Below are 17,815 nucleotides of genomic sequence, written 5' to 3' on the forward strand. Positions count from 1 at the left end.
GTCATCAGCGCGCTGAGCGGCGCTCCATGGCGTCCAGCTGTTCCTCGATCCAACGGCGTGCCGGGACGGGGCGGGCAAAGCAGAAACCCTGGAACCGTGTGCAGTCGTTTGCCTTGAGGTAGTCGAACTGCTCGCAGGTCTCCACGCCCTCGGCGACCACGTCGATGCCAAGGCGTGCGGCCATGGCGAGGATGGCCTCGACCATGGCGGTGTCACCCGGGCTGCCGGGGACGTCGTCGACGAAGCTCTTGTCCAGCTTGATCTCGTTCAGGGGCAGGCGCTTGAGATAGGCGAACGAGGAATAGCCGGTACCGAAGTCGTCGATCGAGAACGTCAGGCCCAATTCGGCCAACGCGCGCATGCGTTCGATGGCCTCGGAGGCGTGGCTGACCAGCAAGTTCTCGGTGATCTCGATCATCAGGTGGGCCGGATCGATGCCGGTTTGCTCAATGGTCTGTCTCACCTGATCGACGAAGTCGGGCGTGCGGAACTGGCGCGGGCTGACATTCACCGAGATGTTGAGATGTCGCTGGCCGGGCGGTGTGGATTGCTCGAGCCCATGCAGCAGGTGGCAGGCCTCGTGCAGCACCCATTCGCCGATGGCGATGATCTGCCCGGATTCCTCGGCCAGCGCGATGAATTCCGCTGGCGAGACCAGCCCGCGCACCGGATGACGCCAGCGCAACAGCACCTCGGCGCCGACCACCACCTCGTCGCGGTCCACCTGGGATTGCAGGTGCAGCTCGAATTCGCCACGTTCCAGCGCCTGCTTGAGTTCCTGTTCCATTCGATAGCGGCGGGTCACCGACTCGACCATGCCCGACTCGAAGTTGACCAGGTTGTTCCGGCCGGCGCGCTTGGCCTGATACATCGCGATATCCGCCTCGCGGACCAGTTCCTCCGCGTTGTCGACCTTGCCGGCGAACAAGGTCAGGCCCACGCTGGCGGTTGCCAGGTGGCGGAAGTCCTCGAACTCGAACGGTTGTTCCATGGCATGGCGCAGCTTGTCGGCCAGCGCCGTCGCGCTGTGACGCGCCCCATGGATGTCGTGCGCCATTTCGGGAACGAGCACCAGGAATTCGTCGCCACCCAGCCGGGCCACCGTGTCGGTATCGCGGACCAGGCCGGACAGGCGTTGCGCGACCTCCATCAGGACCTGGTCGCCGCGCGCGTGACCGTACAGGTCGTTGATCTGTTTGAATTCGTCCAGGTCAACGAAGAGCAACGCGCCGACACCACCATGGCGTTTGCGTTGTCGGATAGCCTGATCGACCCGATCGAGCAGCAGGGCGCGGTTGGGCAGGTCGGTTAACCCGTCGTGATAGGCCAGTCGTTCGAGCTGGGCGGCGGTTTCCTTGTCCGCCGTGACGTCGACGCATTGCCCCATGACGCCCACGAACTCGCCCCGGCTGTTGAAACGCGGTGTGCCCTTGGCCAGCAACCAGCGGTATTCGCCGCTGTGATGGCGTAATCGATACTCGCGCGTGAACGGGGTGCGTCTCTCGTAGGCGGAGGCAATGGTCTGCTGCAATGCCGGCAGGTCGTCGGGATGCACGGCGCGCTGCCAGCCGTCTCCGAGCGCCACGGATTGGGACAGGCCGGTGAAGGCCAGCCAGGGGCGGTTGACGTAGTCGCGTTTGCCCTCCAGGTCGGCCGTCCAGATCAGTGTCTGGCCGTTGTCGGCAAGTGTGCGAAAGTGCTGTTCGCTCTCGGCAAGCGCGTCGCGCAACCGATATTCCGCGCTCACGTCATGGAAGACGAGCACGACCCCCACCAGCGAGCCGTCGTCATGCTGGATCGGCGCGGCGCTGTCGGCGATGTGGTACCGATTGCCGCTGCGGTCGGTGAGGACGGTGTGGTTTGCCAGTCCGACCAGGGTGCCTTCGGCCAGTACTCGGCGGATGGGGATCGCGATCGGCCGGTTGTCATCGGTCTGGCAAATCACGAACACCGCCTCGATGGGTTTGCCGATCGCCTCCTCGCGCGACCAACCGGTGAGCCGCTCGGCCACCGGGTTCATCAGCGTGATATGGCCGTCGAGATCGGTCGCGATCAGGCCATCGCCGATCGAGTCGAGAGTGACCGCCAGACGCTGTTCGCTTTCGAGCAATCGGTCGCGCGCCTCGGCGATCGCACACGTCATTGAGTTGAAGCCTTGAGCGACCTCGGCAATCTCGCTGCAGCCCCGCTCGGGCAGGCGCACGTCGTGATCACCCTGGCGCAGGCGCATTGCTGCCCGCCGCAGTCGTCCCAGTGGCCGGGTGATCTGCGAGTTGAGCACCCAGGCGGTGAGCAGGATGATCAGCAGCATCACGCCGGCCTCCGGCAGGCGCGCGAGGATCGCCTCGTTGCGGATGCGGGCGAGCGAGGCCGTCAGGTCCATGCGTACACAGACCACGCCGCGACTCTCCGAGCGCGGGCGGTCGGACAGGCCGGGCAACTCGAACGATTGCAGCGCACGGAGCGTTTCGTCCTCGTCCAAGTGCTCGAGGTAAGGCAGGCGCTGGTCCTGTCGTTGGCCAAACGTGCCGGGATTGAGATCGGCCAGCAGGTCATCGACCGACTTGCCTTGCCAAGTCCGGTTTGGGGAGACCAGGACCTCGCGATCGGGGCCAACGGCAATCAGCATGTCGACGCGCGGATCGGTCAGGATGCTGCTCACGCGTGCATTCAGGATGCCGGATTGTTCCAGCCCACCCTGTTCGATCGTGCGGGCAATCTCAGTCGTGTAGCCGAGCAAGCGCTGGCTCGAATCGGCGAGGAAGATGGCCGAGCGATTGTGGATGCCATTGACCAGCGAGACGGCCGTGATCAGGAGGAACAGCAGGCCAAGTCCCAGTGGGACCATCAGTCGCAAGGACAGGCGCGGCAGTTTCATGGCCCCTCCGGCAGGAAACGAGCCGTGGCGAGATCGGACAGGTCGGGGATCTGCTCGATCAGGGCGTTGGATTGCATGATTTCGGCGACGGTCCGTGCCGCCTCTCGCAGCGGGGCGGCGGGTGGCTCCAGCCAGGCATGATTGTCGGTCAGGCTCAGCAGGGCGATGCCCCCGTAGGCCTCCGCGGTTTCCTCGACGGTCAGCCCCAATCGCGGTGCCATGAGGCGGTGCGCTCGCCCCGGGCTCGATTTCACCACGGCCAGGGCCTCGAAGTAGGCCGTCAGCAGGTCGGTGAGTGTCGTGTGCTGGTGGTCGATGGCCGTTTCACTGACGGCCAGCACGTCGACAATCAACCCGGGAAAGGCACTGCTGTCGTAGAGCCGGTTCGCCCCGAGTGCGACCAGACGCGAGGCGAAAGGCTCGTAGCTGATCACCGCGTCGACCTCGCCGTGCCGGTAGGCATCCATCTGGCCGCCGCCGATCACCGGTACCCGGGTGACGTCGTCGGGTGTCAGACCGGCTGCCTCGAGCGACTTTCGCAGCATGAGGGCGCCGGCGGCCGTGTCTTCCACCCCGATCCGTCGACCGGCCAGATCCTCTAGCCGGTCGATGCCCGGACGGGCCATGATGACATCGGCCCCCTGGGAGGTGTCGAAGACCAGCGCGATGCGTACCGGTATGCCGCCGGCACGAGCGAGAATGAATTCATCGAGGGTAAGCGTAGCCGCCTCGACTTCGCCGGAGGCCAGCTGCATCAGGCTGTTGGTATTGGAGGGGGACTCGATTAGCCGGATCCGCTCGGGGGGAAGCAGGTCGAGTTCGCGGGCGAGGAACAGGGGCTCGTAGCCGACCCAGGTGATGCCGGAGATGCGCAACAACGGCTCGCGGGCCTCACAGCCGAGCAGGGCGGCGAGCGGGGCGAGTGCCCCGGTGACGAGAAACTGCCTTCGTTCCATGGCAGAAGCCCTCCCTGTGGGGCGTCGTGGTCCTTCCGAATGCGACCCGGGCGTTGGCTCGATGGCCCGTCAAAATCCGTTTCCGGATTATCCGCTCTGCTTGACTGGTGCAGACCAAAAGCCGCGTCGTGCCGGCAGGCCGCCTCAGAATTACTCGGGCCGGTTTCCTGCCAACTGTAGCTCATTGGCCTCGGCAGCGCGTCCCCCGCCCACGTACTTGCCTGACCAGAACACGTTGTCGAGGCTCGCGAATGAGACGGACTTGCCGCTGGAAGGGGCATGGATGAAGCGATCGCCACCGACGTAGATGCCGACATGATCGATCCGGTTGCCGTTCAATCGGAAAAACACCAGATCGCCGGGGCGTAGCGCCTCGCGCTCGATGCGCTTGGTGGCACGGTACTGCTCGGCGGAGGTGCGAGGCAGCTCAATGCTTGCCGCCTGGTAGGCGTGTTGGGTCAGGCCGCTGCAATCGAAGCCGTTCTCGGTGGACCCACCACCCCAGCGATAGGGCGTGCCCAGTTGGGAGACGGCCTGGATGACGGCCTCGATGGCGCGCGGATGCATGCCGGACAGGGTGTCGATGGTTTCGAGTGGGTCGTAGGGCAGGTTGCTGCGTCGCTGCGCCTGATCGAGCACCTCGGCTGCTTCCTTGGCCTTGCTGGCTTGCTCGCTGCTGTTCGGCTTATGACTGGGTTGGGTGGCGCACCCACTGGCCAGGGTGAGGACCAGCCCCAGTCCGGCCCAGCTCAACAGGGTGGATGGAAACCAACGCCGGGCCGTCATTTGGCCGGCGTCACTCGGCCGGCTCTCACCCGCGTTACTGGCCCGGAGGCCCCGCCCGTTGACGTCGCCATGGCGCTCAGGGACGCCGGATTTCACAGACAAAACGCCGCTCCGGGGTGCGTGCGAAATCCTTGGGCAGTGTTTTTCTCGAAATATCATCGATTTGGAATCGCTTCTCGATGGAAGGGTGCAATGTAAACCCTTTGCGGTTGTTTGAAAAGACAAGTACGCCACCCGGGGCGAGGTGGGGCATGCAGGCCGCGATCAGATCCGGGTGATCCCGCTGGATGTCGAGCGTGTCGTCCATCGACTTGGAATTGGAGAAGGATGGTGGGTCGAGAAAGATCACGTCAAAGCGTTCCGCGGCCGGCGGCCGGTGGTCGAGCCAGCGCAGCACGTCCGCGCGGAGCAACTGGTGTTGACCATTGAGGGCGATGCCATTGAGTTCGAAGTTGCGCTCGGCCCAGTCGAGGTAGGTATTGGAAAGGTCCACCGAGGTGGTGGCCTGCGCCCCGGCGACGGCGGCGCGTACCGAGGCGCTGGCGGTATAGCAGAACAGGTTCAGCAGCCGCTTGCCGCGTGACAGCTCGGCCAGGCGATCGCGCACCAGCCGGTGATCGATGAACAGGCCGACATCGAGGTAGTCGGTGAAGTTGATCAGCAACCGGGTGTCGCGCTCGCGCAAGATGCGTTCGATGTGTTCCCCGCCGAGTCGACCGTACTGCTGTCGACCCGACTGCCGAGCGCGCTGGCGCACCACGACACATTCAGGATCGACACCTAGGGTGTCGACCGCGATGGCCGTGGCGGCCGCCAGGCGGGTCCGCGCCTTCTGCGGATCGATCTGTTTCGGTGCCTGGTATTCCTGGATGTCCAGCCAGGTCTGGTTGTCCTCGGTGCGGTACCAATCCACGGCGAGCTTGAAGTCGGGCAGATCGGCATCGTAGATGCGCAGGGCATTGTCACCCTGCTTGATCAGCGACTTGCGCTGTTTCCAGTTCTTGGCCAGGCGATTGGCGAAGTCGGCGGCATCGTATTCGCCACGCCGGCCCTGCTCGATCAGTCGACCGGCCAGGGCATGCGGTCCGGCGGGCCGCCGCAGGCTTTTCTCGGAGAACTGTCCGCGCAGGAACTCCACCTCGACACCCCCGTGGAGCACCATCACGCGCTTCTCGAAACGCAGCGGCCAGGTCAATTCGCTTTCGGCTGCACGCAGGATGCCCCAGTACCAACCGGGCAGGCCTTCCACCCAGCGCGAGCACAGGGCGGTCCACTCGGCCTGGTCCTGTGATGCGTCGATGCGCTGGCCGAACGGCACGTTGCTGATCAGCAGGCCAGTGTCGACGGCTTTAAGTTCGGACGGGCAGGGCGAGCGGAAGCTGTCGGCATGGATCAGCTCGATCGCCTCGCCGAGCCCGGCCGACTCGATATTCGCGTGTGCGGCGGCAAGCTGCAGTGGATCGCGATCCTGGCCGACCATGGTGAGCGAGCCTCGAGCCGGCGGGTTGTCGAGCCAACCGCGCGGGGCATCCTCTAGGATCGCATCGCGGGCGGTCGGCACATGACCCTTCCACGCCGGCGAGCCCAGTCGTCGTTGGCGCATCGCGGCAGGCATGCCCCAGAGCGACAGGGCGGCCTCGACCAGGAAGGTGCCCGAGCCGCACATCGGGTCGAACAGCCCGCCACCGAGGCTCGCGACCTGCGGCCAGCGCGCCCGCCACAACAGACCGGCGGCCAGATTCTCGCGCAGGGGAGCCTCGCCGCCGTCGACCCGGTAGCCGCGCCGATGCAGCGAGCCGTTGGACAGCTCGATGGCGAGACTGGCCTGACCGTTGCCGGAAACATGGCAATGCAGGCGCAGGCCCGGGGTTTCGCTGTCGATGTCGGGGCGTTGGCCCGTTGCCGCCCGCAACTGGTCGACGACCGCATCCTTGACCCGGGTGGCGATGAAACCGGTGTGTCTAAGGGCCTCGTTGCCGCCGGTTGCCGTGATCGAGAGGCTGTCGGTGGCGGCCAGATGCACGGTCCAGTCGACCGAGTCGGCGAGATCGTAGAGTTCGTCGGCCTGTGAGGCCGGCCCCCGCGCGACGGGCAGGTAGACGCGCCCGGCGATCAGGCTGTCGGCGAGCACGCGGTAGACCGCCTCGACCGGCAGGTCGGCGCTCGCCCCGAACGGCCGATCGCTGATCGGCTCGCCGGTCAGGTGGCGCAGTTCTTCGGCCAGTGCCGTTTCCAGGCCAGGTGGGGCGATGATTTCCACCGACCAGACCGGCGCCTGCTCCTGATCCGGGAAGGGATCGGAACCGGTGGCGGCAGGGGATGGGGAATACGCGAGGGGATCTGTCATGGCAAAACGCGCAAGTCTACCGGAATGATTGCTGCATTCCGATCCTTTTGGTACCGGCCGCCTTCTTTAAGCGGTTGCTTTCTTTATCGATCCTCAAGGTGTTGCCGCGTCGCGGACGAGATGCAGGCGGGATTCAAGCCGACCCTCGAAGTGCGCCTTGAGGGTCACGCCATGGTCGTTCGCCTCGATCGCCAAGCCGGGTTGTGCCGGTGGGGAGCTTTCCTCGAACGCGAGCATCCCCTCCGGCCAGCGCACCTCAAGGCGGACCTGCATGGGGTAATAGCCGTCGAGAAAACGCCGCATGAAGGGGCCGTTCTCGACCACGTAACCCGCCTTGTCCGGGTGGGGCAGGATGGCGAGCGCTTGCGCCTCCACGCAGACACTCGCGCCCCGCTCTATGTCCCTCATCTGAACACTGGGGCCATCGACCTCGGCCTGGCCGACGCCGTCACGACGGGTGATGCGGATGTCGCGCGTGCGCTCGTCGTTATAAACGATCTGCACGGCCGGGGCAGGGTCGAGATTGTGATGGCACTGGTGCATGCGGGCCCAGCCATCGGTAAGGCTTTTTTGGTCCAGTTCGAGGCGTTTCTCCATTCGTGCCGAGTCGGGGGCAGGGTCCTGTTGGAGGAAGACGAGATCGCCTTCGTTGACGTTTTGGGCCTTTTCCAGCAGGCGCTGGTTTTCGCGTTCCCGCTCTTCGGCTTCCGCCCACGCCGCCTCCCACTCGGCCTCCGTGTCCTGGGCATGCAGTGCCGGCACGGCGAGCAAGAGGGTGGCGAGCGCAACCAGAGGGACGACTGGTCGGAGACGGATAAACCTCGTCGCGGTCATGGTGGCGCGCATGTCGTGTCGAACCTCGCTGGTCTGGCGGAACACCGTTCGGTGAAAATAGACGACAATCCGCCGGCATGACCCGTATTGGTTGGCTATCTTTGCGTGTGAGGGAGTCGTTCCCTCGAGTACCTCACGTCGAGGAGGACACGCTTTATGAGTACGAAACGCTCAAAAATTTCGGCCGTCGCGGTCGCGGCGGCCCTGAGCCTCGGTCTATCAGTGCCCATGGTCGCGGGGGCCCAGGAGACGGATCCCGCGCCGATCTACGGCAGCGAGCTGATGACCCAGGAGGAACGCCTTGAATACCGGCAGCGCATGCAGTCGGCGCAAAGCGCCGAGGAGCAGGAACGTATCCGGGTTGAACATCACGAGCAGATGCAACAGCGAGCCCGTGACCAGGGCGTCGATCTGCCCGAGCCGCCGGCGCGAGGCGGTGCCGGACAGGGCATGGGGCCTGACGGCGGTCCGGGAATGAACCAGGGACAGGGCATGGGCCCGAACAGCGACAATCCCATGCGGAACGATGGCTACCGAGAGGAGCAGCGCCAGCGCATGCATGATGCCGACTCGGCCGGTGAGCGTCAGCGTATCCAGCAGGAGCGTCAGGAACAGATGCAAGAACAGATCCGCGACTCGGACCCCTCCTACGAGCGTCGCCGTGACAACGGTGGCGGTGCTGGTGGGGGCGGTGGCATGAGGAACTGATTGTCCTTGCCGCTCACGAACCCCTAACCCCGGCCGCCCCCGACCGGGGTTTTTCTTTTCTGGCAAGCTCCGGGCGCTCCAGGACTCACGTTCCGGCGCAATTTGCTTTATGGTTTCCTCGGCATCTCGTCCCGAGTGGCGAGGCATGAACACTGACCGGATTCGAGGAGAACCGATGGCCGAGGCCGAGCCCAACCGGACCATAGAGAGCGACCCCCGCGCGATACTCGAGATGGATCGTCTGCATGTGTCCGTTGACGGCACGACAATCGTTCACGACGTGTCCTTCTCACTGCGTTCCGGCGAGCGGGTGGCCCTGGTCGGCGAGTCGGGCTCCGGCAAGACGGTGACGGCGTTGTCGATCCTGAGGCTGTTCGATGCCGCCGGGATGGAAACTCGTGGCGAGATCCGCTTCGAGGGTGAGAACGTGCTGGCCATGAGCATGCCGGCGATCCGGGCACTCCGGGGGGCGCGCGTCGGCATGATCTTCCAGGAGCCGATGACCGCCTTGAACCCGCTAAAGACGATTGGCGCACAGATTGCCGAGGTACTGGTAAGGCATCTGGGACTCCGAGGAGATGCGCTGCGTCGACGGGTTCGGGAACTGCTCGAACAGGTTCGACTCCCCCAACCGGAGCGCGTCATGCGGGCCTTGCCCCATCAACTCTCCGGCGGGCAACGTCAACGAGCGATGATCGCGATGGCCATCGCCTGCAATCCCAGCCTCGTGATCGCCGACGAACCGACCACCGCGCTGGATGCCGGTCTGCGCAAGACCATCATGGACCTGCTGGTCGAGTTGCAGCAGCGGATGGGCATGAGTTTGCTGCTGATTACCCATGATCTGCCGGTGGTGCGGCGCTATGCCGATCGTGTGATGGTGATGCGTGATGGTCGCATCATCGAGTCCGGTCCCACCGACGCGATCTTTGCCCGACCCAAGGACCGTTACACCCAGACCTTGCTGGAGGCGCGCCAGGTGGCCCCCATGATCGGGCCGATCGAGGAGGACGCCGTCGAGAGAATGCGCTGTGAGGGATTGGGGGTGACGGTCGGCAAACGGCGCTGGTTCGGGCCCGATACGCGCAGCGAGATACTCAAGGGCATCGACCTTGCGTTGCATGCCGGTCAGACGCTGGGCGTGGTGGGCGAATCCGGATCAGGAAAGACCACGCTTGCACTGTCATTGTTGCAATTGATGGATGGGGCCGAGGGGGCGGTTTGGCTGGCCGGCCGCCGGGTCGACGGCTTGAGTGAAAAGCAGTTCCGTGCGTTCCGTCGTGATCTGCAGGTGGTGTTCCAGGATCCTTACGGCGCGCTCTCGCCTCGCATGAACATCGCCCAGATCGTCGGTGAGGGTCTGGATGTCCACGAGGCGGGGCTCACGCGCGTCGAGCGGCGCCGACGCATCGAGCGGGTGCTTGAGGAAGTGGGGCTCGACCCGGCGGTGATGTCGCGTTATCCACACGAGTTCTCCGGCGGGCAGCGCCAGCGGATCGCCATCGCCCGTGCCCTGATCCTCAAGCCCAAGGTACTGATCCTCGACGAGCCGACCAGCGCACTGGATGCGGCCGTGCAGTTACAGGTATTGCGGCTGTTGCGGGACCTGCAGGCCGAACACGATCTCACCTACCTGTTGATTACCCACGATCTGGCCGTGGTGCGTGCATTGGCCCACCGGGTGATCGTGATGCTCGAGGGCGAGGTGATCGAATCGGGCCCGACCGGGGAGTTGCTCGATTCCCCCGGGCATGAGTACACCCGTCAGTTGATCGACAGTGCGCTGATGGCCTGAACGGCTCGACCGGCGTGATCGACCGTGCCGGTTATCTGAATGCAGGCGGATGACCGCCGGTCAGCCGGATTCGCTCTCAGGGCGTTTGATTACGTGGATATCGTCGGACTGGCCATCGCAGACGGCGATGCAGCCTCGGCCGGCCGCCTTGGCGGCATAGAGGGCCTGATCGGCCTCACGTAGCAAGTCGTCTCCTCTGTCCTCACGTCGGGGCGGCTCCAGGCTGGCGACGCCAACGCTGGTGCGGGTGTCGCAGGGGGAGAAGTCGGCCCGTTCCACGGCATCGAGAACTCGTTTGGCCACCTCGGTTGCCGCCCGACGGTCCGCCAACGGCAGGATGATCGCAAACTCGTCACCACCGTAACGGGCGATGAAATCGGTGGGACGCGAGACCGACCGCAGGATGTCGGCGAAGGTGCGAATCACCCGGTCGCCGACCTGGTGGCCGAATCGATCGTTGCAGGGCTTGAAGCGATCGAGATCAAGCAGCACCAGCGACAGTGGACTCTCGTGGTCGCGGGTCAGCACCAGGTCTTCCTCCAGGCGCGCGTCGAAGGCCGACCGGTTGCCCAGGCGTGAGAGCTTGTCGGTATCGGCCCGCACGCGCAGTTCGCCGGCCAACGCCTCCAGTTCCTGGTTGCGATGCTCGAGGTGGGCCAGGATGACCTCGCGCGCCTCTTGCTCGCGGTGCAGCTGTTGTTCGCGCTGCCCCAGTACGATTAGGCGCATCACCTGCCGGGCAAGGGCATCCAGTGCCTCGCGCTGTTCGATGTCGAGCGTGCGTGGTTGGTGATCGACCACGCACAGCGTGCCGAGCGGCAGGCCGTCGGCAGTGACCAGGGGCGCGCCGTAGTAGAAGAGGGTCGGCGGCTCGACAGCGACGACATTGGGATTGTCGGCGAAGCGAGGGTCCTTGCGGGCGTCGGGTACGTAGGTGGGGCGGTCAGGCGTGAGGATCGCGTGGGCGCAGAAGGTGTGGTCCCGCTCGGCGTCCCTGAGGGTGGCGCGGTCGACCGACTTGAACCACTCGCGGTCCGCATCGATCAGACCGATCAGCGCGAGCGGGGTGCCAGCGATGTAACGGGCAATGTGAGTGAGATCGTCGAACGACGCCTCGGGTGGCGTATCGAGGATATTGAGGCCCCGCAGGGCCTCGAGTCGTTCGCCTTCGTTGTCCGGGATGGCTGGCTGCATGGGCCTCCGTGCAAACCGGGGCCGTCCACGGCTGGGCGTGGATCAGCCCTCGAAGCGCTGCATCACCAACGAGGCGTTGGTGCCGCCGAAACCGAAGCTGTTGGAAAGGACGGTGTTGAGCCGCTTGCCTTCGAGCTTCTTCGTGGCGATGTTGGCGTTTTCGGCGTCCGGCTCGAGCGTCTCGACGTTGGCCGAGGCCGCGACGAAGTCGTTTTGCATCATCAGTAGCGAGTAGATCGCCTCGTGAACGCCGGCGGCGCCCAGCGCGTGGCCGGAGAGCGACTTGGTCGAGGTGACGATCGGCTGGTGCTCGCCGAACACCTCGGTCATCGCCTGCAGTTCGCGCAGGTCACCGACCTTGGTGGAGGTGCCGTGCGCGTTGACGTAGTCGATCGGTGCCTCGACCGTCGCGAGTGCCTGCTGCATGCAGCGCACCGCGCCTTCGCCGGACGGTTGGACCATGTCGTAGCCGTCGGAGGTGGCGCCGTAGCCGGTGACCTCGGCGAGGATAGTCGCGCCGCGGGCCTGGGCGTGCTCGAGCGACTCGAGGACGACCATGCCGCCGCCACCGGCGATGACGAAGCCGTCGCGGTCCACGTCGTAGGGACGCGAGGCCTTGTCCGGCGTGTCATTGAAGTTCGAGGACAGGGCGCCCATGGCATCGAACATCGCCGACAGTGACCAGTGCAGCTCCTCGCCGCCACCGGCGAAGATCACGTCCTGCTTGCCGAACTGGATCTGCTCGACGCCGGCACCGATGCAGTGCGCGGAGGTCGAGCAGGCCGAGCTGATCGAGTAGTTGATGCCCTTGATCTTGAACGGCGTGGCCAGGCAGGCCGAGGTGGTCGAGCCCATGGTGCGGGTGACCATGTACGGACCGACCCGCTTGATGCCTTTTTCCCGGGCGATATCGGCGGTGGCGACGATGTTCTCGCAGGAAGAGCCGCCAGAGCCGGTAATCAGACCGGCGCGCGGGTTGGAGACCTGCTCTTCGGTCAGGCCGGCTTGCTCGATCGCCTCTTTCATCGCGAGGTAGTTGTAGGCGGCTGCCGAGCCCATGAAGCGCAGCAGCTTGCGATCGATATGCTCGGCCGGATCGATCTTGAGCGTCCCGGCGACGTGCGAGCGAAAACCGTGCTCGACCTGCTCGGGGTTGCGTTCGATGCCCGAACGACCTTCCTGAAGCGAGGCGAGCACCTCTTTGCAGTTGTTGCCCAGGCTGGACACGATGCCCATGCCGGTGATGACGACTCGGCGCATTGAGTGGTTACTCCGAAAGTGCTTCTGTGCTGGTAAACAGTCCTACCCGAAGATCTTTGGCTTCGTAGATGACGACGCCGTCGCAGAGCATCTGCGCATCGGCAATGCCCATCGTGAGCTTGCGCATGATGACGCGCTTCATCTGCACACGGTATTCAACCTTCTTGTTTCTCGGCAAGACCTGTCCCGAGAATTTTACATCACCGACGCCCAATGCGCGTCCGTGGCCCTTGCCGCCGCTCCAGCCGAGGAAGAAGCCGACCAACTGCCACATGGCGTCCAGGCCCAGGCAGCCCGGCATGACCGGGTCGCCTTCGAAATGGCAGGCAAAGAACCAGAGATCCGGGTGGATCTTGAGTTCCGCCTGCATCTCGCCCTTGCCGTATTCGCCACCCTCGTCGGTGATCAGGTTGATGCGATCGAACATCAGCATCGGCGGCAGCGGCAGTTGCGCGTTGCCGGGCCCGAACATTTCGCCTTTGGCGCAGCGAATCAGATCGTCGTATTCGAAGGTCGATTGGGACATGGTATTCCTGGCGCAAAAACGCGGATGGTACCGCAATCCGGTCTTGTACGCAGCCTGCGGCAAATCACGCGGCACGTAGGTAATTGAATTGGCATATGATCACCTGTGTCGTGGTTGAAGACAATGAGTGGAGGTGACCAGATGAAAGGACGTATCGATAAGACGGTCGCGGGCCTGATGGCCGTGTTGCTGGCCCTGGGGCTGGCATTGGGGCCGGCGCAGGCCAGCGAGGACGAACACGATTCCAGCGGCGTGCACGAATTCCACGAAACCATGGAGAAGCTGGGCGAGCACACTGAGCAGATCGTGAAGGCGATCAACCACGAAGACTGGGAGTGGGTGGCCAAGGAAGCGCGGGCCATCGCGGAACACCCGCGCCCGCCCGCCGAGGAGCGCAAGCGCATCATGGCGTTTGCCGGGGATCGTCGTGCCGAGTTCCAGAAAGCCGACCACGCGGCCCACGAGTCGGCGGCGACGCTCGCCGACGTGGCGGATATCGGTGATGGCCGAGAGGTCATACGGGCGTTTGCTGACCTGCAGGCCACCTGCCTCGATTGTCACGCGAGTTTCCGGAACGATTTCCGCCAACACTTCTACGTAAACAAGTAGGGGCCAGTCGGTTAGTTCTTGTGTCATCGGGGCCAGACCTTGCGCCCCCCACAAAAGGCCGTCGCGTCTCCCTGCCATCGTGGCGGGGGCGGGCGGCCTTTGTCGTTACCTAATCGAACTCGGGCCGCTTGACGGCCAGCAGGCCGGTCAGCCAGCCGATCCAGCCGAGCATCAGAAATAGCCCGCCAATGGGCGTGATCGCCCCGGGCCAGGGTTGGTTGAACAGGGTCAGGGCGTAGAGGCTGCCACTGAACAGGATGATGCCGATCAGCCAGAGCCCCGCGATGGTCAGTCGCCAGCGCGCTGGGGCAGCCCAGTGGGCCATCAGCATCAGTGCTAGGGTGTGCACGAAGTGCAGCATGATGGCGGTGTCCACCTGCCGTTGGGCGTCCAGTTTGGTCGGCGCCATCGGGCCGTGCGCGGCCAGCGCGGCCAGCATGACCGCGACCAGGCCACTGACCAGACCGATGGCCAGCACCCGTCGGTCCGCGAGATGGACTTGATGGCCGGGAGTCTCCCGCATGCGTTGGCTCCGCTGGTTTGGAAGGGGGGGTCAGAACTCGTCGGTCATCTGCGCCCGCAGTCGGCGTTCCTCAAGGAGGTCGTCAAGTCGGCGCCGGGCATCCTTTGTACCCTTGATGCTGTCGAGCAGGGAGTCGTTGTTCTGCTCGTCGTCTTCGACGTCGGTATCGTCCCAGTCGTCGATATCTTGGTAGTCGTTTTCTTTGCTCATGATGTACCTGCCTGATCAACACGTTCAAGGCGACCATCGAGCGAGGTCGCGTTGGTATCGATCGACGGTCATGGCCAAGTCCTACAGGCCATCATGGGTCCCGGGTTCGTTTCCCGAGCCGGCGACCCGTCCGCGGGGATGACCAGCCGATTTCCGGCGCGTTATACCGCGTTTTTTCGGTCGGTCAAAGCAAATTGTTCATCGCGCCGGGGCGCGCAAGGGCGCGGGCTTTGCAGCGATGCAACAGGTGGGTACGGGGAGGTCGGAAAACGCGTCCGTTGAGCGCGTGTGCCGGAGCGCGGGAAAGGGCGGGGGTGAGGCTGATGCCGAGGCTCAGATCAGGTCGTGGTCGCGCAGTTTTTTTCGCAGTGTGCTGCGGTTGATGCCCAGGCAGGCGGCGGCCCGGCTCTGGTTGTGATCGCAGCGTTCCAGCACGCGGGCGAGCAGGGGGCGCTCCACCTGACCCATGACCAGCTGATAGAGGTTGCTGGGCTGGTCTTCCTCGAAGGCATCCCAGAGGATGTCGAGCGCGTCGATGATGGTCTCGTGCACGTCTTGGTGACATTCGGCCGCACGACGGGCGCTGCCGTTGAGCGACGACACGTTGGGCTGGGAGGTGGCGGTGCTGGATGAGTAGGTCATTATTCTTTTCAACAACGCGGCATGAGGGGCGGACAGGACCACGAGACGCCGGGACGAACGGATCACTCCGTGGTCGTCCCGTGTCTCCTCGATCGAGCGTTCCGCTGGCCGTTCAGGCGCTCACGTTGGCGGACGGTCTCGATACGCTGCGAAGCTCGGCCTCCCGCCGGTCAAGCCACCGGCGCTGGGACTCGATGGTCTCCAGACGGTTGAACTTCTTGCGCGTCCCTTCGTCAATCGGTAGCTGCGAAGAATACCACCCCCAGTGCTTCCTCGCGATGCGCACGCCCATCACATTTCCGTAATGGCGATAAATATTCTCGAATTGCTCGCGCACAAAGCCCATGATCTCGGTCGGTGCCGGGCCGCGCGGAACGTCGCGGCCTTCCAGCGCGGCACGCAACTGGGCGAATAGCCACGGGCGACCGAAGGCAGCACGACCGATCATCAGCCCGGCCGCACCGGTCTTTTCCAGCACCGCCAAGGCCCGGTTCACCGAGTCGATATCGCCGTTGGCCAGCACCGGGATGCGGCGTTCGGCGACCACCTGCGCGATGGTGTCGTATTCCGCCTCGCCGAGGTACTTCTGCGCCCGCGTGCGACCGTGAATCGAGAGCATGGCGATGCCCGACTCCTCGGCGATCCGGGCGATTTCGGGGGCATTGCGCCATGTCTCGTCCGGTCCGGTACGCATCTTGAGCGTGACCGGGCAGGGCACGGCATTGACCGTCGCCTCGAGCAGTCGGGCGACCGTATCGGGCTCGGCCATCAGGGCCGAACCGGCCGCCTTGCGGCAGACCTTCTTGGCCGGGCAGCCCAGGTTGAGGTCGATCAGTTGCGCGCCGTCGCGGTAGGCCTGACGCGCGGCCTCGGCAAGATCATGGGGCTCGTTGCCCAGAAGCTGGACGGCCCGCGGCTCCGGGTCGTCGGTGCGTATGCGGCGTTGTTCGCTCTTGCGCGTGTTCCGCAGCTCTGGCTTGCAGCTGATCATTTCGTTGACCACCAACCCCGCGCCCTGATCGAAGCACAGCTGACGAAAGGGGCGATCGGAAATGCCGGCCATCGGCGCGAGCGCCAGGGGAAACTCGATCGGCAGGCGCTGGTCGCGTCCGACCAGCTCGATCGGTGCAAGACGCGCTGCAGACGCGGTTTGCGTTGGCAGGTCAGGGTGTGCGGACGTCAAGGGTCTCGGGCAGCCAGGTGACGATGTCCGGGAAGATCACGAGCAGGGCCAGCACGGCTATCTGGATGGCGATGAACGGCAGGACCCCGCGATAGATCTGGGCGGTGCGAATGCTGGCCGGTGCCGCCCCGCGCAAGTAGAACAGAGAGAAGCCGAACGGCGGGGTGAGGAAGCTCGTCTGCAGGTTTACCGCGAGCAAGACGCCCAGCCAGATCGGGTCGATGCCCATCATCAGCAGGACGGGGGCGACGATCGGTACCACCACGAAGGTGATCTCGATGAAGTCGAGCATGAAGCCGAGCAGGAAGACGATCACCATGACGATCAGCAGGGCGGTCATCGCGCCCCCTGGCAGGCCCGAGAGCAGGTCATGAACCATTTCGTCGCCGCCGAACCCGCGGAAGACCAGCGAGAAGATCGAGGCGCCGATGAAGATCATGAACACCATCGCGGTTACTCGCAGGGTGGCGGTCAGGCTCTCGTGCAGCACGGGGAAGGTCAGGCGTCGCTTCGCCAAGGCGAGCAGCAGGGCGCCAACCGCGCCAACGGCGGCCGCCTCGGTCGGCGTGGCGATGCCGCTCATGATTGAGCCGAGCACAAGCACGATCAAAGCGATCGGTGGAGCCAGCGCGATCAGCAGCCGGCTGATCGGTGGTCGCTCGGCCAGTTCCGCCTCGGTGAGTCCCGGCACCCGCTCGGGCTGGCGCCAGGCGACGAACAGGATGTAGGCGGCGTAGGCGCTCACCAGGATCAGGCCGGGGATCAGGGCGCCGCTGAATAGATCGCTTACCGCCACGGTCTCGGGCGAGAAGATGCCTTGCTCGAGCTGCGCCTGGGTGTAGGCGTTGGCGAGCTGGTCGCCCAGCAGCACGAGGATGATCGACGGCGGGATGATCTGGCCGAGCGTGCCGGCGGCGGCCACCGAGCCCGAGGCCAGGCGGGGGTCGTAACCGCGGCGCAGCATGACGGGCAGGGCGATCAGGCCCAGGGTAACGACGGTCGCCCCGACGATGCCGGTGCTGGCCGCGAGGATCGCGCCGACCAGCATCATCGATAGCCCCAGTCCGCCGGGTCGCCGGCCGAACAGCGCGCTCATGTTCTCCAGGAGATCATCGGCGACGCGCGCCTTTTCCAGCAGCACGCCCATCAGCACGAACAGCGGCACGGCCACCAGCGTCTGGTTGAGCATGATGCCGAACAGGCGGTTGGGCATCGCGCTCATCAGGCCGTGGTCGAAGACGCCGATCAGCGTGCCGATGCCGGCGAAGACCAGTGAGACGCCGGCGAGCACGAAGGCGACCGGGAAGCCGCTCATCAGCGCGGCGAAGATGGTCAGCACCATCAGGAGCAGTAGCCATTCCATG

Annotated in this window: 16 protein-coding genes; 3 read left to right on the plus strand and 13 right to left on the minus strand. The window is 64.9% G+C overall.

Going from position 1 to position 17,815, the window contains the following annotated elements; all coding sequences use genetic code 11:
- Window positions 1-4: 4 nt before the first annotated feature.
- The 5 genes from VWP12_RS07330 to VWP12_RS07350 all read right to left on the minus strand — a co-directional run bounded on the left by VWP12_RS07330 (window position 5) and on the right by VWP12_RS07350 (window position 7,801).
- A complete protein-coding gene (locus VWP12_RS07330) occupies window positions 5-2,878 on the minus strand; it encodes an EAL domain-containing protein (protein ID WP_410473591.1) in 2,874 nt (957 codons plus the stop codon).
- A complete protein-coding gene (locus VWP12_RS07335) occupies window positions 2,875-3,834 on the minus strand; it encodes an ABC transporter substrate-binding protein (RefSeq protein WP_410473592.1) in 960 nt (319 codons plus the stop codon). Before VWP12_RS07335 ends, VWP12_RS07330 begins: the two co-directional genes overlap by 4 nt.
- 150 nt (window positions 3,835-3,984) lie before the next feature.
- Entirely contained in the window at window positions 3,985-4,620 is a 636-nt protein-coding gene (locus tag VWP12_RS07340; protein WP_158611743.1) for a C40 family peptidase, read from the minus strand.
- Window positions 4,621-4,696: 76 nt separating this feature from the next.
- Window positions 4,697-6,967, minus strand: a complete 2,271-nt coding sequence (rlmKL, locus tag VWP12_RS07345; RefSeq protein WP_410473593.1) for a bifunctional 23S rRNA (guanine(2069)-N(7))-methyltransferase RlmK/23S rRNA (guanine(2445)-N(2))-methyltransferase RlmL — start codon at window positions 6,965-6,967, stop codon at window positions 4,697-4,699.
- 93 nt (window positions 6,968-7,060) lie between these two features.
- Complete coding sequence (locus VWP12_RS07350; RefSeq protein ID WP_410473594.1) at window positions 7,061-7,801, minus strand: alpha/beta hydrolase; 741 nt, start codon at window positions 7,799-7,801, stop codon at window positions 7,061-7,063.
- 156 nt (window positions 7,802-7,957) lie between these two features.
- Here VWP12_RS07350 and VWP12_RS07355 point away from each other — a divergent pair, with 156 nt between their 5' ends.
- Together VWP12_RS07355 and VWP12_RS07360 are read left to right on the plus strand one after the other, a co-directional pair.
- Entirely contained in the window at window positions 7,958-8,509 is a 552-nt protein-coding gene (locus tag VWP12_RS07355; RefSeq protein WP_410473595.1) for a hypothetical protein, read from the plus strand.
- A gap of 145 nt (window positions 8,510-8,654) precedes the next feature.
- Complete coding sequence (locus VWP12_RS07360) at window positions 8,655-10,304, plus strand: ABC transporter ATP-binding protein (protein ID WP_410473596.1); 1,650 nt, start codon at window positions 8,655-8,657, stop codon at window positions 10,302-10,304.
- Window positions 10,305-10,364: 60 nt separating this feature from the next.
- On the opposite strand, the gene VWP12_RS07365 is transcribed toward VWP12_RS07360, so the two are convergent.
- The 3 genes from VWP12_RS07365 to fabA are packed head-to-tail and all read right to left on the minus strand — an operon-like array spanning window position 10,365 to window position 13,284.
- The gene (locus tag VWP12_RS07365) at window positions 10,365-11,498 is read right to left on the minus strand and encodes a diguanylate cyclase (RefSeq protein ID WP_410473597.1); all 1,134 of its coding nucleotides are present in this window, start codon (window positions 11,496-11,498) and stop codon (window positions 10,365-10,367) included.
- Window positions 11,499-11,540: 42 nt separating this feature from the next.
- Window positions 11,541-12,758, minus strand: coding sequence for a beta-ketoacyl-ACP synthase I (fabB, locus tag VWP12_RS07370; protein ID WP_410473598.1), 1,218 nt, complete (start codon window positions 12,756-12,758; stop codon window positions 11,541-11,543).
- Between the two features lie 7 nt (window positions 12,759-12,765).
- On the minus strand, window positions 12,766-13,284 hold the full coding sequence (fabA, locus tag VWP12_RS07375) for a bifunctional 3-hydroxydecanoyl-ACP dehydratase/trans-2-decenoyl-ACP isomerase (protein WP_410473599.1): 519 nt from the start codon (window positions 13,282-13,284) through the stop codon (window positions 12,766-12,768).
- A 141-nt stretch (window positions 13,285-13,425) separates the two neighbouring features.
- On the opposite strand from fabA, the gene VWP12_RS07380 reads away from it, so the two are divergent.
- On the plus strand, window positions 13,426-13,893 hold the full coding sequence (locus VWP12_RS07380) for a cytochrome c (protein ID WP_410473600.1): 468 nt from the start codon (window positions 13,426-13,428) through the stop codon (window positions 13,891-13,893).
- Window positions 13,894-14,002: 109 nt separating this feature from the next.
- Here VWP12_RS07380 and VWP12_RS07385 read toward each other — a convergent pair whose 3' ends face one another.
- From VWP12_RS07385 to VWP12_RS07405, 5 genes are all read right to left on the minus strand, one after another.
- Window positions 14,003-14,416, minus strand: coding sequence for a DUF423 domain-containing protein (locus VWP12_RS07385; protein WP_410473601.1), 414 nt, complete (start codon window positions 14,414-14,416; stop codon window positions 14,003-14,005).
- Window positions 14,417-14,446: 30 nt separating this feature from the next.
- Window positions 14,447-14,626: a PA3496 family putative envelope integrity protein gene (locus tag VWP12_RS07390; RefSeq protein ID WP_125198534.1), complete on the minus strand. Its 180-nt coding sequence runs from the start codon at window positions 14,624-14,626 to the stop codon at window positions 14,447-14,449.
- A gap of 333 nt (window positions 14,627-14,959) precedes the next feature.
- Window positions 14,960-15,268, minus strand: a complete 309-nt coding sequence (locus tag VWP12_RS07395; protein ID WP_125198535.1) for a helix-turn-helix domain-containing protein — start codon at window positions 15,266-15,268, stop codon at window positions 14,960-14,962.
- Between the two features lie 112 nt (window positions 15,269-15,380).
- On the minus strand, window positions 15,381-16,364 hold the full coding sequence (gene dusB, locus VWP12_RS07400; RefSeq protein WP_410474955.1) for a tRNA dihydrouridine synthase DusB: 984 nt from the start codon (window positions 16,362-16,364) through the stop codon (window positions 15,381-15,383).
- 67 nt (window positions 16,365-16,431) lie between these two features.
- Window positions 16,432-17,814 (minus strand): TRAP transporter large permease, encoded by a 1,383-nt coding sequence (locus VWP12_RS07405; protein ID WP_410473602.1) that lies wholly within the window; start codon window positions 17,812-17,814, stop codon window positions 16,432-16,434.
- Between the last annotated feature and the right edge of the window lies 1 nt (window position 17,815).

Origin of the sequence: Guyparkeria sp. TX1 (assembly GCF_046523965.1) — a bacterium.
Lineage (GTDB): Bacteria > Pseudomonadota > Gammaproteobacteria > Halothiobacillales > Halothiobacillaceae > Guyparkeria.